General features: G+C 65.7%; 17 protein-coding genes. 5 read left to right on the forward strand and 12 right to left on the reverse strand.

From position 1 onward, the window contains the following. Positions 1-94: 94 nt before the first annotated feature. Entirely contained in the window at positions 95-1,852 is a 1,758-nt protein-coding gene (locus Q9293_RS03520) for a 30S ribosomal protein S1 (RefSeq protein WP_306250086.1), read from the reverse strand. Positions 1,853-1,968: 116 nt separating this feature from the next. Between Q9293_RS03520 and Q9293_RS03525 the strand changes: the two genes are divergently transcribed. After that, the gene (locus tag Q9293_RS03525; RefSeq protein WP_306250088.1) at positions 1,969-2,742 is read left to right on the forward strand and encodes an NRDE family protein; all 774 of its coding nucleotides are present in this window, start codon (positions 1,969-1,971) and stop codon (positions 2,740-2,742) included. On the opposite strand, the gene Q9293_RS03530 is transcribed toward Q9293_RS03525, so the two are convergent. From Q9293_RS03530 to Q9293_RS03565, 8 genes are all read right to left on the reverse strand, one after another. Further along, positions 2,739-3,296, reverse strand: a complete 558-nt coding sequence (locus Q9293_RS03530; protein ID WP_306250090.1) for a NifU family protein — start codon at positions 3,294-3,296, stop codon at positions 2,739-2,741. The two genes, Q9293_RS03525 and Q9293_RS03530, sit on opposite strands and share 4 nt — an antisense overlap. Before the next feature lie 2 nt (positions 3,297-3,298). Next, positions 3,299-3,748 (reverse strand): Fe-S cluster assembly sulfur transfer protein SufU, encoded by a 450-nt coding sequence (gene sufU / locus Q9293_RS03535; RefSeq protein ID WP_306250092.1) that lies wholly within the window; start codon positions 3,746-3,748, stop codon positions 3,299-3,301. A 115-nt stretch (positions 3,749-3,863) separates the two neighbouring features. Then, positions 3,864-5,099 carry a cysteine desulfurase gene (locus Q9293_RS03540; RefSeq protein WP_306250094.1) on the reverse strand — a complete coding sequence of 412 codons (1,236 nt, stop codon included), beginning with the start codon at positions 5,097-5,099 and terminating at the stop codon, positions 3,864-3,866. Continuing rightward, positions 5,096-6,373 (reverse strand): Fe-S cluster assembly protein SufD, encoded by a 1,278-nt coding sequence (sufD, locus tag Q9293_RS03545; protein ID WP_306250095.1) that lies wholly within the window; start codon positions 6,371-6,373, stop codon positions 5,096-5,098. The genes Q9293_RS03540 and sufD overlap by 4 nt, the downstream gene beginning before the upstream one ends. Beyond that, on the reverse strand, positions 6,370-7,134 hold the full coding sequence (sufC, locus tag Q9293_RS03550; protein ID WP_306250097.1) for a Fe-S cluster assembly ATPase SufC: 765 nt from the start codon (positions 7,132-7,134) through the stop codon (positions 6,370-6,372). The genes sufD and sufC overlap by 4 nt, the downstream gene beginning before the upstream one ends. A gap of 96 nt (positions 7,135-7,230) precedes the next feature. Continuing rightward, positions 7,231-8,670, reverse strand: a complete 1,440-nt coding sequence (gene sufB / locus Q9293_RS03555) for a Fe-S cluster assembly protein SufB (protein WP_306250099.1) — start codon at positions 8,668-8,670, stop codon at positions 7,231-7,233. A gap of 81 nt (positions 8,671-8,751) precedes the next feature. Further along, a complete protein-coding gene (locus Q9293_RS03560) occupies positions 8,752-10,605 on the reverse strand; it encodes a tetratricopeptide repeat protein (protein ID WP_306250102.1) in 1,854 nt (617 codons plus the stop codon). 104 nt (positions 10,606-10,709) lie between these two features. Continuing rightward, a complete protein-coding gene (locus Q9293_RS03565; RefSeq protein ID WP_306250104.1) occupies positions 10,710-12,548 on the reverse strand; it encodes a phosphoenolpyruvate carboxykinase (GTP) in 1,839 nt (612 codons plus the stop codon). A gap of 174 nt (positions 12,549-12,722) precedes the next feature. Between Q9293_RS03565 and Q9293_RS03570 the strand changes: the two genes are divergently transcribed. Further along, entirely contained in the window at positions 12,723-13,244 is a 522-nt protein-coding gene (locus tag Q9293_RS03570) for a tetratricopeptide repeat protein (RefSeq protein ID WP_306250106.1), read from the forward strand. A gap of 5 nt (positions 13,245-13,249) precedes the next feature. Here Q9293_RS03570 and Q9293_RS03575 read toward each other — a convergent pair whose 3' ends face one another. From Q9293_RS03575 to Q9293_RS03585, 3 genes are all read right to left on the reverse strand, one after another. Continuing rightward, positions 13,250-16,282: a serine/threonine-protein kinase gene (locus Q9293_RS03575; protein WP_306250108.1), complete on the reverse strand. Its 3,033-nt coding sequence runs from the start codon at positions 16,280-16,282 to the stop codon at positions 13,250-13,252. 8 nt (positions 16,283-16,290) lie between these two features. After that, positions 16,291-16,989: a DUF1349 domain-containing protein gene (locus tag Q9293_RS03580; RefSeq protein WP_306252406.1), complete on the reverse strand. Its 699-nt coding sequence runs from the start codon at positions 16,987-16,989 to the stop codon at positions 16,291-16,293. A 98-nt stretch (positions 16,990-17,087) separates the two neighbouring features. Beyond that, positions 17,088-20,378 carry a two-component regulator propeller domain-containing protein gene (locus tag Q9293_RS03585; protein WP_306250110.1) on the reverse strand — a complete coding sequence of 1,097 codons (3,291 nt, stop codon included), beginning with the start codon at positions 20,376-20,378 and terminating at the stop codon, positions 17,088-17,090. A gap of 301 nt (positions 20,379-20,679) precedes the next feature. Here Q9293_RS03585 and Q9293_RS03590 point away from each other — a divergent pair, with 301 nt between their 5' ends. The 3 genes from Q9293_RS03590 (at position 20,680) to Q9293_RS03600 (ending at position 25,276) form a co-directional block, all read left to right on the forward strand. Next, a complete protein-coding gene (locus tag Q9293_RS03590; RefSeq protein ID WP_306250112.1) occupies positions 20,680-21,498 on the forward strand; it encodes an MqnA/MqnD/SBP family protein in 819 nt (272 codons plus the stop codon). Between the two features lie 225 nt (positions 21,499-21,723). Continuing rightward, on the forward strand, positions 21,724-22,224 hold the full coding sequence (locus tag Q9293_RS03595) for an NAD(P)H-dependent oxidoreductase subunit E (RefSeq protein WP_306250114.1): 501 nt from the start codon (positions 21,724-21,726) through the stop codon (positions 22,222-22,224). Positions 22,225-22,234: 10 nt separating this feature from the next. Continuing rightward, positions 22,235-25,276 carry an NADH-ubiquinone oxidoreductase-F iron-sulfur binding region domain-containing protein gene (locus tag Q9293_RS03600; protein ID WP_306250116.1) on the forward strand — a complete coding sequence of 1,014 codons (3,042 nt, stop codon included), beginning with the start codon at positions 22,235-22,237 and terminating at the stop codon, positions 25,274-25,276. The last annotated feature ends 51 nt before the right edge of the window (positions 25,277-25,327 follow it).

A 25,327-nucleotide genomic window follows, 5' to 3' on the forward strand; every position in this document is an offset into this window, starting at 1 on the left:
GGCGGTTTGACGGCCTTTTGCCAGGGGCCTCCCCTGCGACCAGGCATGACGAAGCCCCCTTTCGGGGGCCTCGTCTGCGGTGTGGAAGCGAGGGCTACTCGCGTTCCGCCCGGTTGAATGCGTCAGCCAGGGTCGCCTTTTTGAACTCGGGCTGTCGGGCCTTGGCGGCGTCGAGATCGCCGCGCTCCTGATCCTGCTCCAGCTGCTTGACGGAGAGGCCGATGCGGCGCTCGGTGGGATCGAGCTTCACGATCTTCATGGTGAGCTCCTGGCCGGCGACGAACTCCTTCTGGATGTCCTCCACCCGCTTGCGGCTCAGCTCGGAAACGTGCACCAGGCCCTCGATGCCATCGCCGAGGTCGACGAAGGCGCCGAAATCGGTCAGGCGGGCAATCTTGCCGGTGATGACGGTGCCGACGTTGTGGTTCTCGAAGAAGATCTCCCAGACGTTGGGCTCCATCTGCTTCACACCGAGGCTCATGCGCTGGGCCAGGGGATCGAGGTTGAGCACCTTCGCGGTGACTTCGTCGCCCTTCTTCACGATTTCGCCGGGGTGCTTGATCTTCTTGGTCCAGCTGAAGTCGGACACGTGGATCAGGCCGTCGATGCCCTCTTCCAGCTCGATGAAGGCGCCGAATTCCGTGATGTTGCGCACGGTGCCCGTGACGATCATGCCGGGCTGGTACTTCTCGGCAATGGCCATCCAGGGGTTCGGGGTGATCTGCTTCATGCCGAGGCTGATGCGGCGGTTCTCGCTGTCCACCTGCAGGATCAGGGCCTCGACCTGGTCGCCCAGGTTGACCATGCCCTTGGCGGACTTGACCTTCTTGGTCCAGCTCATCTCGGAGACATGCACGAGGCCTTCGATGCCGGGCTCGAGCTCCACGAATGCGCCGTAGTCAGTGATGGAGACGACCTTGCCCTTGACCGAAGCCTGGATGGGGTAGCGCTCCTCGACGGAGAGCCAGGGATCCGGGAACTTCTGCTTGTAGCCGAGGCTGACGCGCTCGGTGTCCTTGTCGTACTTGAGCACGGCCACTTCGACCTTGTCGCCCACCTGGAACATCTCGCTGGGGTGGTTGAGCCGACCCCAGGACATGTCGGTGATGTGCAGCAGGCCGTCCACACCGCCGAGGTCGACGAAGGCGCCGTACTCGGTGATGTTCTTGATGGCGCCCTCGACCAGCTTGCCTTCCTCGAGGCCCGCCAGGGTCTCTTCCTTCAGGCTCGCGTTGATGGTCTCGAGGAACAGCTTGCGGGACAGCACGATGTTGCCGCGGCGGCGGTTGACCTTGATGACCTTCATGTCGAAGGACTTGCCGAGGTAGGGATCCAGGTTGCGGACGGGCTTCATGTCCACCTGGCTGCCGGGCAGGAAGGCGCGGATGCCGATATCGACCGCCAGACCGCCCTTGACCTTCTCGAGCACGGTGCCGTGCACGGTCATGTTGGAACGGAAGGCCTTCTCGACCTCGTCCCAGATCTTCATCTTCTCGGCGCGCTCACGGCTGAGGCGCACATTGCCATTGGCATCCTCGAGCATCTCGAGGAGCACTTCGACGACATCGCCGACCTGCACGCCCTGCGTGCCGTCGGGATTGTTGAACTCGTCGAGGTTGACGGTGCCTGACCCCTTGTAGCCGATGTCGACGATGACGTCCTTGCCGCGGATTTCCACGACGACGCCGCGCACGACCTCTTCTTCGCGCAGGCCACGGGTCTCACCCTGCAGCGCGGCCATGAACTCCTGGCCTTCCGCGCTGTCGTCCTCGACATACCCTGCGTCGAGTACGGTGATGCGGCCCATCTGCTTGGAGCCTAGGCCCTTGATGATTGCTTCTAACTTGGACATGAAGTCCACCTCTTTGGTTAGCCCCCGCGCTCTGGCAGTGGGCTGGAATCCCGGCACACGAAGTCCGGCAGAACGCACAGACTATCGCAGAAATCCAATCAGGACCAGGAAATCTCATGGGCGGGCCGCTCTACCATGGGGGCATGTGCCTCATCGCCTTCCACTGGCAAACGGACGGAACCCTGCCCCTCCTGGTGGCGGCCAACCGGGACGAGTTCTACGCCCGGCCCACGGCACCCATGGCCTGGTGGGACGGCGGACGGATCCTGGCCGGCCGCGACCTGGAGGCGGGCGGCACCTGGCTGGGCCTGACCCCGGCGGGACGCTTCGCCGCGCTGACCAATCACCGCGACCCCAAGGCCTTGAGGGCGGGAACTCCATCGCGGGGACAGCTCCCGGTGCGGTTCCTGGAAGGTCGGGGGTCTGCCGCGTCGTTTCTGGATGAACTGCGAACCGAGGCACCCGCCTTCAATCCCTTCAGCCTGCTGCTTTATGACGGCCGGGATCTGCTGGGCTATGAAAGCCGTCTTGATCGGCGGATTGCCTTCACCCCTGGCATCCACGCGGTGTCCAACGGGGCCTTCGACGAACCTTGGCCCAAGGTGGAGGCCCTCAAGGCCGGGATGGCGGCGGGGGGACTGGATGATGAAGGCCTGCTCGGCCTCCTGGCCGAGCCCCGGGCCTATGGGGACGACCTCCTGCCCCAGACGGGCGTGAGCCTGGACTGGGAGCGGGCCCTCTCGCCCGCCTTCATCCGCACCCCCACCTACGGGACGCGCGCATCGACCCTGGTTCGGCTGGGCCTGGAAACGGTCATGGTGCTGGAACAGCGCTTCACCCGGGATGGACCGCAGGGCCGCTCTGAGTTCCGCTTCGAGCGGGCAGGCTAGACCGAAATCACCACCAGTTCGGGGTCCACTTCCTTCTGCAGCATGCCCTCGATGGCGACGAGCGTGCCTGTGAGGCTGGCCGAGCAGCTGCCGCAGGCGCCTACGTAGCGGATCATGACCTGCTTCTCATGGCGGCCCACCAGCTCCAGGCCGCCGCCATCCGCCGCCAGAGCGGGGAGGATGGAGCTCTCCAACACCATGCGGATGTCCTTGAGCAGGGGATCGTTTTCATCCTCGATCTTGCTGAACACACGGGGAGCCACCGGGGCGCCCGTGGCACCGCCCACGCCCGCAGCGGCGCGGATGGGCGCGGCCAGCAGCGGCAGCATCTCCGGCCAGCCCTTGTCATCGGTCTTCGTAACCGTGAGGAACTTGTCCTGCATGAACACCGAGGTGACATGCCCCACAGCGAAGAGGTTCTTCGCCAGCTCGTCGTGCTCGGCGGTCTCTGCGTTGGGGAACGACTTGGGGAAGCCCACGGCCACGGCTTCCTTCAGCACGAATTTCACGGCATTGGGATTGGGGGTGTATTCGATCTCGGCGATCTTAGGCATGGCTACTCGGTGCTCGCTTCTTCCTCGCCCTTGAGTGCGGCGTGGAGGGTGGCCCAGGGGAGAATGGCGCACTTCACGCGGCTGGGCAGGTCCTTGACGCCGCTGAAGAGGGTGAGCTTGCCGAGCAAAGGTGTCTGTGTGCCGGGCTCCAACTCGCCGCGCACCATGCCACGGAACTGCTCGACCATGGCTTCGGCCTCGGCCACGGGCTTGCCCTTCACGGCGCCGGTCATGAGGCTGGCGCTGGCCACGTCGATGGCACAGCCGCTGCCCGTGAACTTGATGTCCAACACCTGGCCGTTCTCAATGATCAGCGACAGCTCCAGCTGATCGCCGCAGAGCGGGTTGTGTCCCTCGGCGTGATGGGTGCAGCTCTCCAGCTTCCCGAAGTTCCGGGGCTTCTTGTTGTGCTCGAGGATGACCTGCTGGTACAGCTCGCGGGGGTCGCTCATTGAGACGTCTTTCCCAAAGAAAAGGGCTTACCATCAAGACGCCAAGGCACCAAGAAAAACAACACCAAATTCCTTGTCAGTTCCTGGTGGCTTGGTGTCTTGGTGGTGATCTGTTTCATTTGAACAACTCGATCGCTTTCAGGACGGAGGCGACCAGCACATCCACCTCCTCGCGGGTGTTGAAGTAGGCGAAGGAGGCGCGGGTGGTGGCGGGGACGTTGAAGCGGGCCATGACGGGCTGGGCGCAGTGGTGGCCGGCGCGGACGACGACGCCCTCGCCATCCAGCAGGCTGCCCATGTCGTGGGGGTGGATGCCCTCCACCACGAAGGAGATGACACTGGCCTTGTCCTTCGCGTTGCCGAGGATGCGCAGGCCCGGGACGGCCGACAGCTGCTCGGTGGCATAGACCAGCAGCTCGTGCTCGTGGGCGGCGATGCGCTCCAGGCCCAGGCCATTCAGGTAGTCGATGGCAGCCCCCAAGCCGATGGCGGCGGCGATGGGCGGCGTGCCCGCCTCGAACTTGCCGGGCGCCGGCATGTAGGTGGTCTTCTCCCAGCTCACGGAGCGGATCATGTTGCCGCCGCCGTGCCAGGGGGGCATGGCCTCCAGATGGGCCAGCTTGCCGTAGAGCACGCCGATGCCCGTGGGGCCCGATAGTTTGTGCCCGCTGAAGACGTAGAAATCCACGTCTAGGTCCCTCACGTCCACGTGCAGGTGCGGCACCGCCTGGGCGCCATCCACCAGCACGGGCACGCCCTTGGCGTGGGCCCTGGCGATGATCTCCTTCACCGGGTTCACGGTGCCGAGCACGTTGCTGACGTGCACCACGCCGACCAGCTTGGTGCGCTCGGTGATCAGCTCATCCAGGGAATCCAGGATCAGCTCGCCGGCATCGGTCATGGGGATGACCTTGATGGTGGCGCCCTTCTCCTGGGCCAGCATCTGCCAGGGCACGATGTTGGCGTGGTGCTCCATGGCCGAGAGCAGGATTTCGTCGCCCTCCTTCACATGAACCCGGCCATAGGTCTGGGCCACGAGGTTGATGGCTTCCGTGGTGCCGCGGGTCCAGACGATCTCCTTGATGGAGCCGGCGCCGATGAACTTGCGCACCTTCTCGCGGGCGGCCTCGTAGAAGTCTGTGGCCTCCTGGCTGAGGGTGCTCACGCCGCGGTGGACGTTGGTGTGCTCGTCGCGCTCGTACTTCGCCATGCGCTCGATGGCCACCAGGGGCATCTGGCCGCTGACGGCGCTGTCGAGGTAGACCACGGGCTTGCCGTGGAAATCGCGGGAGAGCAGGGGGAAGTCCTTGCGGATGGCGGTGACGTCGAGGGGCTGAAGGGTGGTGGTCATGACAAATCCCCCAGCGAGGCGGCCTGGGTGCGGGCCATCACCAACTGGCGCAGGGCCCGGCGCAGGCTGGCCACGGGCACGTGGGTGATCACGTCTGCGGCGAAGCCGTAGGTGAGCAGGTTGCGGGCATCGTCGGCGTTGAGGCCGCGGCTCTGCATGTAGAACAGCTCTTCGGGATCGAGCTGGCCCACGGCCGCGCCGTGGCTGCACTTCACGTCGTCGGCGTAGATCTCCAGCTGGGGTTTGGTGTCGACTCGGGCGGCTTCGGACAGCAGCAGGTTGCGGCTCTGCTGTTTCGCGTCCGTGCCCTGGGCACCGGGGGCCACGCGGATCTGACCGTTGAAGATGGCCCGGGCCTTCCCGTCCACGATGCACTTGTGCAGCTGGTGGCTCTGGGCGTGGGGTTCGGCGTGGTGGATGAAGCTGTGGGTGTCGGCCACCTGCTGCCCGTCTAGCAGGGCCAGGCCGTCCAGCGTGGCCTCGACGCCTTCGGCCAGGCGCAGCCAGGGCTGCTGCCGCGAGAGCCGGGCTCCGAAGCTGAGGGTGCGCGAATGGTACTGGCCGCCCTTGGCCACTTCGGCCCGCAGGGTGCCCAGGTGGAAGGCGTCCATGCTGTCACGCTGCACGCGCTCGTGGCGCAGGATGGCACCCTCGGCCACGCGGATCTCGATCACCGGGGCGGTGAGGTAGGTCCCTTCGCCGTGGTGCTCTTCGATGAGCTCCAGCTCGGAGCCGCGCTCCAAGATCACCAGGAGGCGCGGGAACACGGCCACAGGTGCCGGGGCCTGGGTAATGAAGAGCAGGTGCAGGGGCAGGGCCACCTTCATGTTTTTGGGCACGAGGATGACGGCGCCATCCTCGAAGCGGGCGGCGTTCAGATCCTCGAAGAGGCTCTTGGGGTCGGTGGCGCCCACGGTGCCGAGGGCGTGGCAGGCCTCGCTGGCCGTTGACAGCGGAAGGAAGCGCAGGCCAGCGGGCAGGGCCGAGGTGCAGCTGGCGTGGGGCGCGTGGTGGCCGTTCACGAAGACCTGTCGCGTGCCCACCATTTCGGGGAGCAGGTGACCGCTGATGTCTGCAGTCGCTTTTGGGGCGGCTCCGAAGCTGAGCGCAGAGAGGCTTTTCAGATCCAGGTATTTCCAGTCCTCGTCCGCAGAGGTGGGCAGCTCACCTCCCTCCAGGCGGGCCTCAGCCTCCTCCCGCAGCTTTCCCCACTCAGCGGGCCTGGGCCCGCTGAGCAAGTCAGCAAGCAGGTTGCAGCCGACAGCCGAAGTCATCGCGCGCCTCCGGCGGCGGCCTCTTCCAGCACCCAGTCGTAACCGCGCTCTTCGAGCTCGACGGCCAGCTCCTTGCCGGAGCTCTTGAGGATGCGGCCGCCGGAGAGCACGTGGACAAACTGCGGTTGGATGGTCTCCAGAATGCGGGGGAAGTGGGTGATGATCAGCAGGGCGCGGTCGGCGCGCTGCAGCTTGTTGACGGCATCGCCAAGGACGCGCAGGGCGTCGATGTCGAGGCCGCTGTCCAACTCGTCCAGGATGGCGAGCTTGGGTTCCAGCACGGCCATCTGGAGGATCTCGTTGCGCTTCTTCTCACCACCGGAGAAGCCCTCGTTCAGGCTGCGGTCGAGGAACTCCTCGCGCATGGAGACGAGCTTGATCTTCTCGTGGATGAAGTCGTCGAACTCCAGCGGGTCCAGCTCGTCGCGGCCCTCGGCTTCGGCCTTCTTGTTGTAGGCCAGGCGCAGGAAGGAGGCGTTGCTCACGCCGGGCACCTCGATGGGATGCTGGAAGCCCATGAAGAGGCCAGCCCGCGCGCGGGCATCGGCTTCCATCTCAAAGAGGTTCTGGCCCTCGAAGAGGACTTCGCCGCCCGTCACTTCATAGGAGGGATGGCCCGCCAGCACCTTGCCCAGGGTGGACTTCCCGGAGCCGTTGGGGCCCATGATGGCGTGGATCTCCCCGGCCTTGATCTCCAGATCGATGCCCTTCAGCACCGGCGTGCCGTTGATTGAAGCGGTGAGGTTTTTAATCGAGAGCATGAAAAGACTCCTAGCCACAGATGAACACGGATGAACACAGATGAGCGGGGATCAGGGGTGGTATCCGTGTTGATCCGTGTTCATCTGTGGCAAATCTCATCCCACACTTCCTTCGAGTTTCAGCGAGAGCAGCTTGGTGGCTTCCACGGCGAATTCCATGGGGAGTTCGCGGAAGACGTCCTTGCAGAAGCCGTTGATGATCATGCTGATGGCTTCCTCGGCGGGGATGCCGCGCTGCTGGAAGTAGAAGAGCTGCTCTTCGCCGATCTTGCTGGTGGTGGCTTCGTGCTCCACCCGGGCGCTGCGGTTCTGCACCTCGATGTAGGGGAAGGTGCTGGCACTGCAGGTCTGGCCGATGAGCATGGAGTCGCATTGGCTGAAGTTGCGGGCGCCCTCGGCCTTGGGCTGGATCTTCACTAAGCCGCGGTAGCTGTTGGAGCTGTCACCGGCGCTGATGCCCTTGCTGACGATGGTGCTCTTGGTGTTGCGGCCGATGTGCACCATCTTGGTGCCGGTGTCGGCCTGCTGCTTGTGGTTGGTGAGGGCCACGCTGTAGAACTCGCCGATGCTGTCGTCGCCCAGCAGGATGCAGCTGGGGTACTTCCAGGTGATGGCACTGCCGGTCTCCACCTGGGTCCAGCTGATGCGGGAGCCCTGGCCCTTGCAGAGGCCGCGCTTGGTCACGAAGTTGAAGATGCCGCCCACGCCATCCTTGTCGCCGGCATACCAGTTCTGCACGGTGCTGTATTTGATGGAGGCGTGATCGAGGGCCACCAGTTCCACCACCGCCGCATGCAGCTGGTTGGTGTCGAATTGGGGGGCCGTGCAGCCCTCCAGGTAGCTGACACTGGCGCCTTCCTCGGCCACGATGAGCGTGCGCTCGAACTGGCCCGATTCCTTGTTGTTGATGCGGAAGTAGGTGCTCAGGTCCATGGGGCAGGTGACGCCCTTGGGAATGAAGACGAAGCTGCCGTCCGTGAACACCGCACTGTTGAGCGCCGCGTAGAAGTTGTCGGCGGCGGGCACCACGCTGCCCAGGTATTTCTTGATCAGTTCGGGGTGTTCCTTTACGGCTTCGCTGAAGCTGCAGAAGATGATCCCCACGGCGGCCAGCTTTTCCTTGTAGGTGGTGGTCACGCTGACGGAATCAAAGACCACGTCCACGGCCACACCCGCCAGGGAGGCCTGCTCGTTGATGGGCACGCCCAGCTTTTCAAAGGTACGCAGCAGCTCCGGATCCACCTCGTCCATGGAGGCGTACTTGGGTGCCTTCGCCTTCGGTGCGCTGTAGTAGACGATCTTCTGGAAGTCAGGCCGGGGGTAGTGCACGTTGGCCCACTCGGGCTCGGTCAGGGTCAGCCAGTGGCGGTAGGCCTTGAGGCGGAACTCCAGCAGCCAATCCGGCTCGCCCTTCTTGGCGGAGATGAAGCGGATCACGTCCTCGTTCAGGCCGGGCGCAACGCTGTCCGCCTCGATGTCCGTCACGAAGCCGTACTTGTATTCCTGGCTGGTGACCACGTTCAAGGTGGTGCTCATGGCCGTCTCCCGATTCCTTCCATTCTGGAATCTCGACTAAAATTGTCAACTTAATAGGCTGTGGCCTCGGTCACGAGCGCCTCAGGCTCGGGCGGACTCGTTCAGCTCCTGCAGCAGGCCTTTGATCTGCCCCTTGACGCCCTTGGCCTGGCTGTCGTTGAGATCGCCGGGGTCGGCGTCCAGTCCGGCCCTCAGCAGGGCTCGGGCGCCTTCCCGGTCCCCCAGCCCCGCCAGGGCGGCCCCGAGCTGGAAGTGATGGATGAGGGTGGGTTCTTTTTCGATGAGGGGGTCGATGAGATCCACCACCTCCTGGTGGTGTTTGAGCGCCAGCAGGTATTGGCCCAGCAGGGTGCGGGCGCGGGGCTCCAGACCGGGCAGGGGGTGGGTGTGGAGGCGGCGGACTTCCTGGAGATCCTGCTCGGTGATCTGCCCGTTCATGAGGCGGTAGGCCTGGCGCATCAGGGCGGCTTCCCAGGCGCCGGTGCTCTTGGGATGGCGGCTCAGGTAGGTGTCCAGGGCCTTGGTGATCTCGGGTTCCCGCTTCTGTTCCATGAGGTGCTCCAGCACCAGGCGCAGGGCCAGGAAGCAGAGGCGCGGATGACGGTCAGAGGCGGCGAAGTCCAGGGCCGCCTTGAGCCGACCTTCGGGATCTTTCAAGAAGGCCAGGCGCAGGTCCAGCCACTCGGAGCGCTGGCTGCGCCCCTTGCGGCGCACCCGCTTGAGGAGCACTTCGGCCCCTTCGGTCTGATTCTCTTCAAGGAGGGCTTCGGCCTCATCCAGCAGCAGCTGGGTACCGGCCTTGCCATCCCGGGCCTCCCGCAGCTGGGGGTGGCTCTCGGCGTCAACCATGAGCAGCAGCTGGGGATCGCCGGGGTTCTGGAGGAGCAGTTCCTGGAGGATGGCGAAGGCTTTGGAGCGCTCTTCCTGAAGCAGGTAGGCCTCGGCGAGGGCTTCACGCACATGCAGGTCGCCGGGCAGGTAGGCACTGGCCTCCTTGAGGGCGGGCACAGCCATGGCGCTCTCGCCGCGGGCGAGGTGCACCTGGCCCAGCAGCAGCAGGGTTTCGCCATCCTTGCGCCGGACCACGGCCTCCTGGGCGGCTTCGAGCGCCCCCTGCAGGTCGTCCTGGTCGAGGAGCAGCTCCGCCAGCATCATGCGGGGTTCGGCGTCTTCGGGGCGGAGGTCTGCGGCTTGGTGCAGGGCCTCGATGGCCTGGTCAGCCTGCTCGGGCAGCTCCTGCAGCAGCTTGCCCAGCAGCATCCAGGCTTCGAAGTGGCGGGGGCTGAGGCCCACGGCCTTCCGGGCCAGAGCCTCGGCTTCTTCGAAATTCTGTGAGGCTTCGTAGAGCGAGGCGGCGGTGAAGATCAGCTCGTAGTTCTTGGGATCCAGGGGCAGGGCCTGACCCAGGCGCTGAGCGGCGCCGGGCAGATCGGCGGCCTCCAGAAGGGCGGTGGTCTCCAACAGGGCCCGCTTGAGCTGGGCCATGGATTTGGGCCGGGCGATGGGCAGGATGCGCGCGCGGTAGCGGGTGAACAGCTCCCGGGCGCTGATGAGGTGGAGGTTCTCCTCCACGAGGCTCTCCCAGCGCTCGGAAAAGGCGTGGGCATCCAGCTGGCGGTTCTGCTCCATTTCTTGGACCAGGGCCATGAGCCCGTTGCGGAGCATCACCTCGCTGCGCTCCAGCTTGCCCAACTGATCGGACACGGTCTCCAGGTAGGTCTCCACCCGGCGCATGGTTTCTTCCAGCCCGGTGATGCGCTCGAGGAGGTGTTCTTCCAGATCCTCGCCCTCTTCGCCGTCTTCGGGCTCATCCTCCCAGGTCTGGTCCCCGGCGAGGATGAGGAGCCGGGTGCCGCACTTGAGACAGGTCTCCCGATCCCCGGGGTTCCAGGAAAGACAGTTCTGGCAGTAGGAGCCTGGGAGATCGTTCGCCATGAAACCAGAATAGAAGGGAACGGGCCGGGGCCGCGCTCAATTTGGGCCATGAACAAACCAGGGGCGCCGCAGAACGGCGCCCCTGGCGGTTGAAACGGTGTGGCCTACTTGTTGGGCGTGCGCCACAGGGCGGCCAGCAGCAGCTGGCGCATGGGCGGGAATTCCTTGGGCAGGCGGTCATAGACCTGCTCGAAGAGTTCCTCGTGCAGCAGCAGCTCCCGGCGCCACTCATCCTTGTTGATGGCGGTGAGCTCCGCATAGCGGCTGTCGTCGAAGCCCTTGATGCCCGTGAGGTCGAGGTCTTCCTTGCGGGGCATCCAGCCCAGGGGCGTTTCCATGGCGAAGGCGCGGCCGTGGACGCGCTCCACCACCCAGTTCAGCACGCGCATGTTCTCGCTGTAGCCGGGCCAGAGGAACTTGCCGTCCTGGCCCTTGCGGAACCAGTTCACGAGGAAGATCTTCGGCGGGTTGGGCAGCTCGCGGCCCATCTGGAGCCAGTGGTCGAAGTAGCTGCCCATGTGGTAGCCGCAGAAGGGCAGCATGGCGAAGGGATCGCGGCGCACCTGGCCCAGGGTGCCAGCGGCGGCGGCGGTCATCTCGGAGCCGATGGTGGCGGCGAAGTAGACGCCGAAGTTCCAGTTCACGGGCTGCATGACCAGGGGCACGGTGGTGGCGCGGCGGCCGCCGAAGATGAAGGCGCTGATGGGCACGCCTGCGGGGTCCTCCCACTTGGGATCGATGGTGGGGCACTGGGAGGCGGGGGCCGTGAAGCGGGCATTGGCGTGGGCGGCGGGCTTGCCGCTGGTCTTGTCGTGGGGCTGGCCCTGCCAGTTGGTGAGGCCGTCCGGCACCTCGTCCGTCATGCCTTCCCACCACACATCGCCGTCGGCCGTGAGGGCCACGTTGGTGAAGATGGTGTTCTTGGTGATGGTGAGCATGGCGTTGGGGTTGGACTTCATGCCCGTGCCAGGCGCCACACCGAAGAAGCCCGCCTCGGGGTTGATGGCGTAGAGGCGGCCATCGGGGCCGGGCTTGATCCAGGCGATGTCATCGCCCACAGTGGTGACCTTGCAGTCCTTGAAGGCCTCGGGGCTCTGGATCATGGCGAAGTTGGTCTTGCCGCAGGCGCTGGGGAAGGCGGCGGCGACGTAGGTCTTCTCGGCCTTTCCTTGAGCGTTGGGCTTCTCCAGGCCCAGGATCAGCATGTGCTCGGCCAGCCAGCGCTCGTCGCGGGCCATGGTGCTGGCGATGCGCAGGGCGAAGCACTTCTTGCCGAGCAGGGCGTTGCCGCCGTAGCCGCTGCCGAAGCTCCAGATGCTGCGCTCTTCGGGGAAGTGCACGATGTACTTTTCAGCGTTGCAGGGCCAGGACACGTCCTTCTGGCCGGCGGCCAGGGGCATGCCCACGGAGTGGAGGGCGGGCACGAAGTCGCCGTTGCCGAGCACATCCCAGACCTTCTTCCCCATGCGGGTCATGATCTTCATGTTCACGGCCACGTAGGGCGAATCGGACAGTTCCACGCCGATCTGGGCGATGGGGCTGCCCAGGGGGCCCATGCTGAAGGGGATGACATAGAGGGTGCGGCCCTTCATGCAACCCTTGAAGAGGCCCCGGAGGAGGGTCTTCATCTCCTCGGGATCCTTCCAGTTGTTGGTGGGACCGGCATCGGCCTTCTGCTTGCAGCAGATGAAGGTGCGGTCCTCCACGCGGGCCACGTCGATGGGATCGCTCCAGGCCAGGTAGCTGTTGGGCCGCTTGGCCGGGTTCAGCTTCCGGAAGGTGCCACCCTCGACCAGGCGCCCGCAGAGAAGGTCGAATTCCTCCTCGGAACCGTCGCACCAATGGATCGCATCGGGCTGGCAGAGGTCAACGACCTCCTTCAGCCACCCGGCGAATTTCTGATTCGCCACGTAGGCGGGAAGTTGAAGAAGGGTTGAATCCATGTTGGGACCCCCAATGAAAGAACTCAGGAGCCATATTAAACAGGAAACGGATTCAATGGCGAGGAAAGATGATGTGAAGGTTGTCTTTCGTAATGCGAGGGGTGAAACCCCCGATTGAGATTCCTGCTGAAGCGGCTGCCAAAGGCTTTATCCTGTGGGCGTCGAGGTCCACCCATGAGCGACGCACAGGACAACAAAGACAAGCGCCAGGAGGCCATGGAGTGGGTGGGGAAGGCCTACCAGCTCCATATGAAGAACGAGGTGGAGAAGGCCATCGCCCTCTACACCAAGTCCATCGAGATCCACCCCACGGCGGAGGCCTACACCTTCCGGGGCTGGGCCCGCTCCTTCGAGAAGGACTACGCCTCGGCCATCGAGGATTGCCACCGGGCCATCGATCTGGATCCCGAATTCGGCAACCCCTACAACGACATCGGCGCCTACTACGTGGAGCAGAACGAACCCGATGATGCCATTCCCTGGCTGCGCATGGCGCTGAAGGCCAAGCGCTACGAGAGCTACTGCTTCCCTCACTTCAACCTGGGCCGGGTCTACGAGGCCAAGGGCCAGCTCGACAAGGCGTTGGAACACTACCGCCACGCCCTGGAGGAGAACCCCCGCTACGCCCTGGCCGCCAAGGCCGTGGAACGGGTGAAGGGAAAGCTGGAGGCACGGAACCCCGAGGCCATCCGGTAGATTATCTAAGGACTTCGTTGCCAGCGATCCATCACGATTTGCAGGCTCCTCCGCTCTTGGGGGTGCTGTTTGACCCACTGGCGGAGACGGTTTAGTCCCGTCCGCTCGCGGGTAGCGGAGCCTTCGCATCGTGCCAGCAGGTAGCTGAGCATGTGTTCCGCGATGAGGGCTTCTTGATTGTGTGGCTTGCTTGCCAGGGCTTGTTGGGCAGATACCAGCCCCTCTTGAAGCAGAGGTTTGGGATCCGAGCCATGGGCTTGAAGCCCGGTGCCCACCCAGGTGGCGCCGTTCGCCAATTCGATTTGGGCGAAGGGGGCTCGCTCCGGATCCGCCTGGATACCCTCCCGGAAGGCGCTCATGGCCGCTTGATAGGCTGGAATGGGATCACCTCCGGAGCGCTGAAGCTCTTCCGCCTTGAAGAGGCGGGCTTTCCCAAGGTGGGTGAGGCATAGCCTTCGGAGAGACTTCGCCGCAGGAACCAGGCGTGCGAGCAGGTCGATGGATTGCTGCTCCAGCCGAACCGGCGGCGTGGAAAAAGGCTCACCCAATTCCATCTCCCACTCGGCGATGTCAATCCTTTCCCGGAGCACCCCCATTTCCCGGCTGATGCTTCCTGGCGCGAAACGCACCAGTTCCTCTGCCCAGCGCAGGGTTTCCCGGGCGAGGGGGAGGGGATCTTCACCATGGTCGAAGGCGGCAATGGCGCGGTTTTTGGAAAGGGCTACATGGAGGTTGCAGAGTTTTTCATCGGGCTGGAAGCGGCTGGTGAGTTCCTGCAGAACCTGGTTGGCCCGCTCAAGATCGGGGCGAGGGTCTCCGCCTAACTGTCCGATCCCCTGGGCCCGCCAGAGCAGGGCCTCGCAGAGCGCGGGGTTCATGCGATCCGCGGGCGTGTGGCGAAGGCCCTGCTCCGCCAGGGCCACTCCTCGGTCGTAGATGGGCAGGGGGCTTTCTCCACGCTGATCCGCAGCCCGGGCCATAGGTGCCATCGTCGCGGACAGGTTTCCATAGGCCGCTGGAAAGCCGGGATCAGCCTGGAGCGCCATCTCGTACGATTGCGCCGCCCGCTCCATCCATGGCTGGGACTGATCGGTGTTCCACAGATTCCAATGCGTGTCTCCCAGCACGATCCAATTTGAGGGATCGCTGGGGGCTATCCGCACCAGGTTTTCGGCGATGGCGAGTTTGGCCAGGTAGTGCCGCTGGGCAGCAGGATGATCACCGCTCAGCATCGCTTCCTTGGCTTGCTCATTGAGAATGGCGCAGCGGAGCAGGTCCGTTTGGTAGTGCCAGGACGCCTCACGGCTTGCCGCCTCGGCTTCGGCCATCGCCAGGGAACGGTCGCCCTTCAGGTAGGCCATCATGGCGTCCTGATAGCGGGTGTGGAGTCCGCCCTCACGGGCTGCCTGGAAGCTGGTCAGGGCGGGATCCCGGAATTCCACCTGGAGTTTCTGGGTTTCCTGTTGCCGCTGCTGGGGGTCCGCCACCCGGATGGCGGCTTTCCCTTGGACGAAGAGCCTGGTCAGCACCTCGCCCCAGGCCTGGGCACAGGCCGGGGTCCGGAAACCATGGCTCCAGGCTGCATGCAGCATGCTGCGGGCCTCGTCCCATTCTCCGAGGCTGGCATGGCCCATGCCCAGGGCATAGGCGCAGGGACCGAACGCCTCACGGCCGCCCGTGGCCATGTCCTGGAGGATGCGGGCCATGGTTTCCCGCACTTTGGCCACGGCGGGGCGGCGGTCGTGCAGGCGGGCGAGGTGGGCAAACCGCAGCTGCTGTTCCATGCCTTCCACGTCCTTGGCGCTGCGCTCCGCATGCAGAAGGTGGAGGGCCTGACGCCGTGCGGCGAGGAGGTTCCAGGCGCCCAGGCCGGTCAGCAACAGTAGGGTGGCGACCCCGAGAGAAGCCAGGCCGCGGTTCCGGAACGCCCACTTGCCCAGGACATAGGTTGCGCGAGCGGGCCGGGCGGAGACGGGCCGCCCTTCCAGGTAGCGCTGCAAATCATCCGCGAGAGCCTTGGCGGAGGGATAGCGGTCCTCGGGCTGCCGGTTCAGGCATTTGCGGGTGATGGCCTCAAGGTCCTCCGGCAGCTTGGCGTTCCGCCGCCTCAGAGGGACCGGGGTGGTGTGCTGTCGGGCCACCGGGTCCAATGTGTCAAAGGGGGGCGCGCCAGCCAGGACGGTGTAGAGGGTGGCGCCCAGGGCAAAGACATCGCTCCGCCGGTCGAGGCGCGCCGCGTCCCCAGCCAGCTGTTCAGGGCTGGCGTAGGGGATGGCGCCGAGGCATCGCTGGCCGCCCACCTGGGACGCCTCCATCACCTGGCCGAAATCAGTGAGGTAGGCCCAGGGCCGACCGGGATCCGAGGTGTCCACCAGGATGTTGTCGGGCTTCAGGTCGAGGTGGAGCAGACCCTGGTCGTGCGCGGCCTGGAGGCCTTCGGCGACATCCTTGATGAGGCGGGCCCGCGTTTCGATGGAGAAGGCGGAAGCGGTTTCCAGCAGGCTGCCGCCTTCCACGAGCTGGAGGGCGATGAAGGGACGATCCTGGTGCTCGCCCACCTCGAGCACCTTGAGGACGTGGGGATGGTCCACGCTGGCCTGGGCGCGGGCCTCCTTGAGCAGGTGCACCACGAAACGTCCCGCCTGGGGGAACTTCAAGGCCACCCAGCGACCCAGCTGGGGATCATGGGCCCGGTAGACCAGGGCGTTCACGCCTGCGCCGAGGATGCGGAGATCCTTGTAGCCCAGCCAGGACAGCGCCTCAGTGCCGCCCGGCTCGTCTCCAGGGCCCACCGTGGCCGTGAAACTGGGTTCCTGCAGAAGCTCGGCGATGAGGGCCTGAAGGTCGTGATGCTGGATCTGTCCAGACCTGAGCAGCGCGGATATCCGGGGACCGAAGTCCATCGATTCCGTGGTGAGGCCCTCCGCGCCGGAGGCAGGGAGGCCGGGATGGGTCGGCTGAGTCATCCCGGTTTCGGTCAGCAGGCCCCTCTGGCGGGCCAATTCGATCAGCCGGGATTCCAGGTCGGGGGCGCTCACGGCGGGGCCTATTTGGCGGGCTCACCCGACCAGAATTCCGCCGGGGGCTTCGGCTTGTAAGAGATGTGGGAAAACACGGTCCGGCACTGATCCGAGACGGGGGCCTGCGAGGCGAAGCCGAGGCGCAGGGGGCCTTTGCTCGGGAACTTGAAGAGGCGGACGTAGGTCCAGCTTTTCCCGTCCAGGGAATCGTAGAAGGCCATCTCATCGCCGTTTCGGGTCACGCGCAGCCAGACGGTGTTGCCCGCGATGTCGCCGTTCACGCAGTCATCCACCTCGCCCTTGGTGACGGCAGAGCACACCGAAGATGGGCCGTAGTGGCTCTTCTCGAAAAGCAGCTTGGTCCAGTGCTGATCGTCGGCCCAGGCCACCAGGAAGCCACCATCGAATTCTTTGCGGAAGTCCACCTTCACCTGCACCGTCAGTACGAAGGATTCGTCCGCGGGAAACAGCAGCATGGGCGCGGTCGCATTGAGTTTGCCGTCCGAAGGATAGAGGTCCGTGCCCGTGGCGGCGGTGATGGCCAGCCCATCGTCTCCGATCACCTGGAAGGCCTTGGGCTGGTTCCTCCACGAGAGAGGGCGGGGCAGGGCCTTCAGGGTGACTGTGGCGGCTGGCTGGGCAGTCTCCGAGGCGAAGCCATAGCAACCCGCGGCCATCAGGGCAGCGGCGAGATGAAGGATCGTTCCACGGGTACGGATACGCATCACGGCACACTCCGGTGAAGGGGTTGAATGGCCCGGTGGGCGTTTACAGGGGGAGCCCCAGCATACCCGCCCCTTCGTGCGTGGGGTAGCGCTCTGGCTCAGAGCAGGGACTGTCGATTTTCTTGCCTCAGCGGAAAGCGCAGCACGAAGGTGGTGCCATGGCCTTCCTCGCTTTCCACGCGCACCTCCCCGGCATGGGCATCCATGATGCGCTTGACGATGGCCAGGCCCAGGCCCGCCCCGAGATCGGCATCCCGGGCCTGGATCTGCCGGTAGGGGTCAAAGAGCGTGGGCAGTTCTTCCTTGGGAATCCCCCGGCCCGTATCAGAGACCCTTACTTCCATCCAACGGGGATCCTCGGGAACATCCAGTGAGGCGCTGATGCTGATGCGCCCGCCCTTGGGGGTGAACTTCAGGGCGTTGCCCACCAGGTTGGCGACGGCCCGCTCCACCTTGGCCCGGTCGCCGATGACCAGCGGCAGCTCCCAGTGGTAGTCCACATCCAAGGCGAGGCCCTTCTGGTGGGCCTGGGCCTGGTACGAGGCATAGGTGGCGCCCAGCACTTCGGGCAGGTGGATGGGGCCGCAATCCAGCACCATGTCCCGCTCCTGGGAGCGGAAGATGTCCAGCAGATCCGTCAGCATGTCGATCATGCGGCGGCTGGCCAGGCGGCAGCGCTCGATGGCCGTGAGGTCAAACGTGCCTCGGTCTTCCAGGAGATCCAGGGTCGCGTGGATGGAGGTGAGCGGCGAGCGTAGGTCATGCACCAGCATGGCCGTGAGGCTTTCGCGCTGCTGATCCACTTCCAACAGCTTCTGATTGGCCGCCGCCAGGGCCTCGGTGCGCTGGGCCACGCGGGCTTCCAGTTCTGCGTTGTGGCTCCGCAGGCTGCGCAGGCGGTATTGGATGAGGCCGCCCACGCCGGCGACCAGGGCCAGCCCCGCAGCGAGCCGGAACCACCAGGTGCCCCACCAGGGGGGCAGCACCTTGATTCGCAGTTGGAGAGGTTCCGGGTTCCACTGGCCATCGCAGTTGGACGCCCGCACCTTCAGGGTGTACTGGCCCGGGGGCAGGGTGGAATAGGTGACGAAGTTGCGTTCGCCTGCTTCGCTCCAGCCCTGCTCCAGGCCCTCCATGGTGTAGGTGTAAGTGTTGCGGCCTGGGGCGACGTAGTGCAGGGCTGCGAATTCCAGGGAGAACACCAAGTCCCCGTGGGTGAGGGTGATCTCCGGGCTCTCCGTGATGGACCGTTCCAGGGCCGTCCTCCCCCGGAACGGCGTCAGCACGGGCACCGGCTGATTGAGGATCTGGAAACCCGTCATGGCCAGGCGGGGCGGTTCGGGGTTGAGTTTCAGATCCTCCGGGTGAAACACGTTCAAGCCCTTCGTGCCCCCGAAGAACATCTCACCCTCGGGGGTCATGAAGGAGGCGTTCCGCACGTACTCATTGCCCAGGTGGTTCTCCTGCCAGCCCAGGTTCCGGCCCCGGCCCGGCTCGGGATCGAAGGCGCAGAGGGCTCGGCTGGTGCTGAGCCACAGCGTGCCATGCCGGTCTTCCAGAATGCTCTCCACCACGTTGCTGGGCAGCCCGTCTGCCGTTCCAAAATGGGCGAACGTGGGTTCCGGGCCCTGCCAGGGCGGAATCACAGTGCGGCAGAGGCCACCGCCATTGGTGCCGATCCACAGCACCCCGGTTGGACTGAGGTGCAGGGCGAAGGCATTGGGATGGCTGAGGGAGCCGGGTCGGCCATTGGCCCGGTAGGCCCTGACCTCACCGGTGTCGGGGCGGAAGCGGAGCACGCCTTCCAGGGTGCCCAGCCAAAGCGTCCCAAAGGCGTCTTCCACCATCGAATACACGCTGTTGGTGCCGGGCTCGCCTTTGGGTGCCAGGGCAACCCGAGTGAAGGTGCCCTTGTCGGGATGGAACTGGTGAAGGCCGCCATCCACCGTGCCCACCCAGAGGCGCCCACGGCGATCCTGGAGGATGCACTCCACGAAGTTGCTGGCCATGGAATCCGCGCGCTTGGGATCGTTCTTGTAATGGGTGAAACGGGGTGGCCCGGCCGGTGCTTTCTGTTCGATGCGGATCAGGCCGCCCATGTAGGACCCCGCCCAGAGACGGCCCTCCCGGTCCTCATAGAGGGTGGTGATGACCTCATCCTGCAGGGCTCCGGGCTGGCCGATGGAGGCGCGGATGCGCTCGAAGGCGAGGCGCTCGCCCCTGGGTGTGCCGCGGTTGAGCCCTGCGCCTTCGGTGCCCACCCAGAGCTGGCCACGGCGGTCTACCAGCACGGCATTCACGGCTCCGCCATTGAGGCTGGTCGGGTCCGCCGGTGCATGCCGGAACTGGCTCAGCGGATGGCGTTCCCGCACGACTTTCTCATCGCGGTTGAGGACGAGCTTGTTCAGGCCCGACACATAGGAGCCCACCCAGAGCACCCCGGAGGCATCCTCCATGATCGACTCCACGCCGTTCGCGGCCAGGCTGGAAGCATCGGCGTTGTCGTGAAGGAAGGCCTTGAATCGGGGCTGGTCGCCGGGCCTGGGCCGCGGGAGCATGCGCTGCAGGCCACCACCATCGGTACCGACCCAGATCACCCCGGCGCCATCCCGGTAGACCCGCCGGACCACATCCATGCCCAGGCTCTCCTTGTCGGCCGGGCGATGGACATGCCGCTGCCATCCAGACTCGCCGGGAACCCAGGCGAACAGGCCATGGTCATCTCCCACCCACACCACGCCCTGGTCATCCTCGGCGATGCTGTTCACGTTGGTGGGCGCGCTTTGGTGCAACCGCTGGTCCTCGGTGTCCAGGCGCTCGAAGCGGGGGGTTCCGTGGGCTGTGCCGCGCATCAGCCGCACGGCCCCGCCATCCTGGAAGCCGATCCAGAGATCGCCGCGGCTGTCCGTGAAGATGGCGTGCACATTGATCCCTGGCAGGTCGCTGGGCCTTCCCGGAGTGGGCTCGAAATGGCGGAAGGTCGGCTGCGGCCGCCCCAGCTGATCCTTGGCGGCCATCAGGAGGCCGCGGCCGTAAGTGCCGACCCAGAGATTGCCTTCGGCATCCAGGCCCATGGCCGTGACATCCAGGGTGGGGTTGCCGCCACCGGAAGGGGCCGTGGGGAGGAAACGCTGGATGCGCTCGGTGGCCCGATCCAGGCGGTTGATACCGCCGGCCATGGTGCCGATCCACAGGTTCCGGTGCGGATCCTCCACCAGGCTGGTGACCCAATTGCCACCGAGGCTGGCGGGGTTTCCCTCCTCCCTGCGGAAGACCTTGAAGCGCACCCCGTCGTAGCGGTTCAGGCCGTCCTCCGTGCCGAACCACAGGAACCCACGACTATCCTGCAGGCTGCAATATACGGTGCTCTGCGATAGGCCTTGGGCCATGGTCAGGTGCTCGAACACCGCAGGCCGGTCAAATCGGGTCTAGTGCCGTGGCGGCTGAGACCACAGGTTCAAGGCCAGCAAGCCGAGGGCGAGTCGTCCGGCCATCCGCCGGATCGAAGCCCTGCCTTCCTGTGTTCGACGTCCTTTCCCGCCGAGCAACCAGCCTCCTCGTTTCTGCCTTCTCGGGCCAACACCCGAAGTGTATGAGGCTTGGCTTGATACCTGCCTCACAGTTTCCTGCGCCGGTCCCTCCGGGGGCGGCTCCGGCCAAAGTGTGCTGAACTGGAGGTCGAGGACCGCCATGACCGCCAAGACGTTCACCATCGCTCACAGCCCTGATTCCGACGATGCCTACATGATGGCGCCCCTGGCCCTGGGCTGGCTGGATCCGGAAGGCTTCGACATCGAGTTCATCCGCAAGGACATCGAGCAGCTCAATGCCGAGGCCACCGAAAGCCGCTACGACGTGACGGCCATCAGCTTCGGCGCCTACCCCGAGCTGAAGGACCGCTACGACCTGCTGACCGCTGGTTCCAGCATCCAGGAGGGCACGGGGCCCCTGGTGGTGAGCCGCACGCCCCTGGATATGGCCGCCCTCAAGGGCCTGCGCATCGCCATTCCGGGCCGCCGCACCAGCGCCTACCTCTCCATGCGGAAGTGGTGTGCCGAGCACGGCTTCGAGCCCCAGGTGGAACTGCTGTCCTTCGATCAGATTCTGCCTGCCGTGGTGGAAGGCCGCTTTGAAGCGGGCCTGCTCATCCACGAGAGCCAGCTCATGTACCGCGATGCGGGCCTGCGCCTGGTCGTCGACCTGGGCGCCTGGTGGAAGCACGCCTACGATCTGCCCCTGCCCATGGGCGGCAACGCCATCCGCAAGGATCTGCCCGCCGACGTGAAACAGCGCTTCGCCATCCTCATGCGCAAGAGCGTCGAGCTGGCGCGGGAGCGGCACTGGGAGAGCGTGGACTACAGCCAATCCTTCGGCCGCGGCATGGACCGCGAAATGATCGGCCGCTACGTGAACGCCTGGGTGAACGATTTCACGGTGGATCCAGGCCCGCGCGGGCGCGAAGCGGTGACCAAGCTGCTGGGGCTTGAGCCCGTCTGGATCCAGGGCTGAGGCCGTTTCACCAAGGGCCAAGACCACCCACCTGGTGGTCTGTTGAATCGTGGTTGAATTGTTGTTGACTTATGGGTTGTTTTTGGCTGAGGATGGGCCCGCCCCAGCCCAGACATGCATGCCGCCTGCCCTCGGGGCGTCACCAGGTGAATAGCTTTCCAGGTTCTTGATGCGGGACTGAGTCGCGCACAGGTCGACCGCTCCCGCCCCTTCATCGGAGGGTGTATGAACGGCTGTGGCGTGTGTTCCTGCGGAGGCGCAACTGGCGAGGCGGACCTGATGCTGCGCCTGGATGAAACGATTCAGCAGTACCAGACCGTGCCGGGGGGCCTCATCCCCGTGCTGCAGATCGCCCAGGGCATCTACGGTCACCTGCCAGAGCCCGCGCTCCTGCGGATCTGCTCGGGGCTGAACAAGTCCTACAGCGAGGTGGCGGGCGTGGTGAGCTTCTACAGCTTCTTCTCCACGGAGCCGCGGGGCCGCCACACCATCCGTGTCTGCCTGGGTACGGCCTGCTATGTGCGCGGCGCCCACCGCGTGCTGGCCGCCCTCAAGCAAACCCTGGGGGTCGAGGTGGGGCAAACCACGCCCAACCTCCAGTTCACGCTGGAGGTGGCGCGCTGCCTCGGCGCCTGCGGCATCGCGCCCGCCTGCATGGTGGATAGCGTGGTGCACCAGAGCATCAAGCCCAACCAGATCGCTTCGATCCTCCAATCCTACGAATGAGGAGGCGGCCATGACGACCATCCAGGCCCTCCATCTGTGTTCCGGCGCTGGCTGTGTAGCCGCAGGCGCGGTGCCCTTGGGCGCGGCCCTCCGGGCAGCGCTGGCCCACCGGAGCCTCGACGTGAGGCTGGTGGAGACCGGCTGCCTGGGCCCCTGCGCGGGTGGGCCCGTGCTCCTGTGCGAACCCGAAGGCATCCTCTACCAGGGCATCGCCCTGGCGGATGTGGTCGAGATCATCGAACGTACGGTGGTGAATGGCGAGGTCATCGACCGCCTGGTCTGCCACAAGCCCGATACGGGGGCCGCCATGGCCCGGGTGCAGGACAATCCCTTCTTCCACCGCCAGGTGAAGATCGCCCTGCGCAACTGCGGCGTCATCGATCCGCTCAGCATCGAGGACGCCATCGCGCACCAGGGCTACGAGGCCCTCAAGAAAGTGCTGCGCACCATGTCGAGTGACGAGGTGATCTCGGAAATCAAGGCCTCAGGTCTGCGGGGTCGGGGCGGGGCGGGCTTTCCCACGGGGCTGAAGTGGCAGCTTTGCCGCCGCTCGCCCGGCGCTGTGAAGTACGTGCTCTGCAACGGCGACGAGGGCGACCCCGGCGCCTTCATGGACCGCAGCATCCTGGAGGGCGATCCCCACAGCGTCATCGAGGCCATGGCCATCGCGGGCTATGCCATCGGGGCGGGGCAGGGCTATGCCTATGTCCGCGCCGAGTACCCGCTGGCCGTGGAGCGCCTGGGCATCGCCATCAAGCAGGCGCGGCAGCGGGGCTTCCTGGGGACGAACATCCTGGGCAGCGGCTTCTCCTTCGATCTGGAGATCCGCATGGGCTCCGGCGCCTTCGTGTGCGGCGAGGAAACGGCGCTCATGACCTCCATCGAGGGCAAGCGCGGTGAGCCGCGGCCCCGGCCGCCCTTCCCGGCGCAGGCGGGGCTCTGGGGCAAGCCCAGCATGCTGAACAACGTCGAGACCTACGCCAGCATCCCCGCCATCCTCCTGCGCGGCGCCGCCTGGTACGCCAGCTTCGGCACCGAACAGTCGAAAGGTACGAAGGTCTTCGCCCTGGCGGGTACCGTGCGCAACACCGGCCTGGTGGAGATCCCCATCGGCACGCCCCTGGGCGACATCATCTACGAGCTGGGCGGCGGCATTCCCGGCGGCAAGAAGTTCAAGGCCGCGCAGCTGGGCGGTCCCTCGGGCGGCTGCATCCCCGTGCAGCACCTGAACGTGCCTGTGGACTACGAAGCCTTGCAGGAGCTGGGCGCCATCATGGGTTCCGGCGGCCTCATCGTCATGGACGAGGACACCTGCATGGTGGACATGGCGCGGTTCTTCCTCGACTTCGTGCAGGATGAATCCTGCGGCAAGTGCCCGCCCTGCCGCATCGGCAGCAAGCGCATGCTGGAGATCGTGGATCGCATCTGCACCGGCAAGGGCGAGGAAGGCGACATCGAAAAACTGGAGGAGCTGGGCCGCATCATCCGCGAGACCTCCCTCTGCGGCCTGGGCCAGACGGCGCCCAACCCGGTGCTGTCCACCATCCGCCACTTCCGGGCCGAGTACGAGGCCCACATCCGGGAGAAGCGCTGCGCCGCAGGCGTCTGCCCCGAGCTGGTGCGGGCCCCCTGCCAGAGCGCCTGCCCGGCCAACGTGGACGTGCCGGGCTTCATCGCCCTGGTGGGCCAGAACCGCATCGCCGAGGCCCTGCGCCTGCACCGCGAGCGCAACCCCTTCGCGGCCGTGTGCGCCCGCGTCTGCTTCCACACCTGCGAGGACAAGTGCCGACGCGGCATGGTGGACGAGGCCCTCTCCATCCGCGGCATCAAGCGCTACATGGTGGATGAGGAAGCCACCATGCAGCACCCGGAAATCAGGCCCAGCGAGACCAACGCCAAGCGGAAGGTGGCCATCATCGGCGCGGGCCCCGCGGGTCTCTCCTGTGCCTACTTCCTGGCGCGCCTGGGCTACCGGCCCCAGGTCTTCGAGGCCGAAAGCCGTCCCGGCGGCATGCCCGTGCAGACCATTCCGGCCTACCGGCTGCCGCGGGAAATCCTGTCGCTCGAAGTGCGCATGATCGAGCGCATGGGCGTGCGCATCACCACCAACGCGCGTCTGGGCCGCGACTTCACGCTGGAAAGCCTGCGGAGCGAAGGCTACGAGTCCGTGTTCCTGGCCGTGGGCGCACCCAAGGGCCAGCACCTGGGCGTTCCCGGCGAGGATGCCATCGGTGTGGAGGACGCCATCCGCTTCCTCCGCGACTACAACATCCGGGGCTCGGTTCCCGTGGGTCAGCAGGTGGTGGTCATCGGCGGCGGCAATGCGGCCATCGATACCGCCCGCACGGCCATCCGCCTCGGCGCGGAATCGGTCACCGTGCTCTACCGTCGCACCCGGGAGGAGATGCCCGCCTACGCGGAGGAGATCGAAGAGGCCGAGAACGAAGGCGTGAAGATCCGCGTGCTCACCGCGCCCCTGGAGATCCTGACCTGGGAGGGCATGGTGAGCGGCGTGTCCTGCCAGGCCATGACGCTGGGCGAGTTCGACCGCAGTGGCCGCCGCCGACCCACCGCCGCGCCGGAGCCCCCCTTCGTCATCCTGGCCGATCAGGTCATCACCGCCATCGGGCAGCGCCTGGAAGCGGCGGAGATCCTGGGTGGCCTCAAAGTGCCCCTCACCCGCGAGGGCTTCATCGCCGCAGACGCCCACACGGGGCGCACCTGCCTCGACTGGCTCTTCTCCGGCGGGGATGCCGTGACCGGCCCCGCCTCCGTGGTGGAAGCCGTGGCGGCAGGCGAGCGGGCGGCGGTGGCCATGGACGCCCAGTTCACGGGTGCCGAGCATGCCTTCTGGCAAAAGGAGAAGACCTGCGAGGTGCCCTTCGATCCCGATGCCGAGCCCGCTCACTACCCCCGCGCCCGCATGGAGTTGCTGCCTGTGGAGCGCCGCCGCGAGAACTTCAACGAGGTGGAGCAGTCCTGGACCGGGCAGGTGGCCGTTTGCGAAGCCCGCCGCTGCCTCCGCTGCGACTACCGGGAATCGGAGGACTGATGCCCACCACGACGGTTCGCCCCTCGTCTCCAACCGACGCTTCCGCCCGAC

The organism is Geothrix sp. PMB-07 (assembly GCF_030758935.1).
Taxonomy (GTDB): Bacteria; Acidobacteriota; Holophagae; order Holophagales; family Holophagaceae; genus Geothrix.

What these genes read in the sequence shown, in the direction of transcription:
- Q9293_RS03540 (WP_306250094.1), bottom strand. Translation starts at nt 5,099, where the DNA reads ATGACCACCACCCTTCAGCCCCTCGACGTCACCGCCATCCGCAAGGAC.
- Q9293_RS03595 (WP_306250114.1), top strand. Translation starts at nt 21,724, where the DNA reads ATGAACGGCTGTGGCGTGTGTTCCTGCGGAGGCGCAACTGGCGAGGCG.
- Q9293_RS03600 (WP_306250116.1), top strand. Translation starts at nt 22,235, where the DNA reads ATGACGACCATCCAGGCCCTCCATCTGTGTTCCGGCGCTGGCTGTGTA.
- sufC (WP_306250097.1), bottom strand. Translation starts at nt 7,134, where the DNA reads ATGCTCTCGATTAAAAACCTCACCGCTTCAATCAACGGCACGCCGGTG.
- Q9293_RS03590 (WP_306250112.1), top strand. Translation starts at nt 20,680, where the DNA reads ATGACCGCCAAGACGTTCACCATCGCTCACAGCCCTGATTCCGACGAT.
- Q9293_RS03580 (WP_306252406.1), bottom strand. Translation starts at nt 16,989, where the DNA reads ATGCGTATCCGTACCCGTGGAACGATCCTTCATCTCGCCGCTGCCCTG.
- Q9293_RS03525 (WP_306250088.1), top strand. Translation starts at nt 1,969, where the DNA reads ATGGGCGGGCCGCTCTACCATGGGGGCATGTGCCTCATCGCCTTCCAC.
- Q9293_RS03520 (WP_306250086.1), bottom strand. Translation starts at nt 1,852, where the DNA reads ATGTCCAAGTTAGAAGCAATCATCAAGGGCCTAGGCTCCAAGCAGATG.
- Q9293_RS03585 (WP_306250110.1), bottom strand. Translation starts at nt 20,378, where the DNA reads ATGGCCCAAGGCCTATCGCAGAGCACCGTATATTGCAGCCTGCAGGAT.
- Q9293_RS03570 (WP_306250106.1), top strand. Translation starts at nt 12,723, where the DNA reads ATGAGCGACGCACAGGACAACAAAGACAAGCGCCAGGAGGCCATGGAG.
- sufD (WP_306250095.1), bottom strand. Translation starts at nt 6,373, where the DNA reads ATGACTTCGGCTGTCGGCTGCAACCTGCTTGCTGACTTGCTCAGCGGG.
- Q9293_RS03560 (WP_306250102.1), bottom strand. Translation starts at nt 10,605, where the DNA reads ATGGCGAACGATCTCCCAGGCTCCTACTGCCAGAACTGTCTTTCCTGG.
- Q9293_RS03565 (WP_306250104.1), bottom strand. Translation starts at nt 12,548, where the DNA reads ATGGATTCAACCCTTCTTCAACTTCCCGCCTACGTGGCGAATCAGAAA.
- Q9293_RS03530 (WP_306250090.1), bottom strand. Translation starts at nt 3,296, where the DNA reads ATGCCTAAGATCGCCGAGATCGAATACACCCCCAATCCCAATGCCGTG.
- sufB (WP_306250099.1), bottom strand. Translation starts at nt 8,670, where the DNA reads ATGAGCACCACCTTGAACGTGGTCACCAGCCAGGAATACAAGTACGGC.
- sufU (WP_306250092.1), bottom strand. Translation starts at nt 3,748, where the DNA reads ATGAGCGACCCCCGCGAGCTGTACCAGCAGGTCATCCTCGAGCACAAC.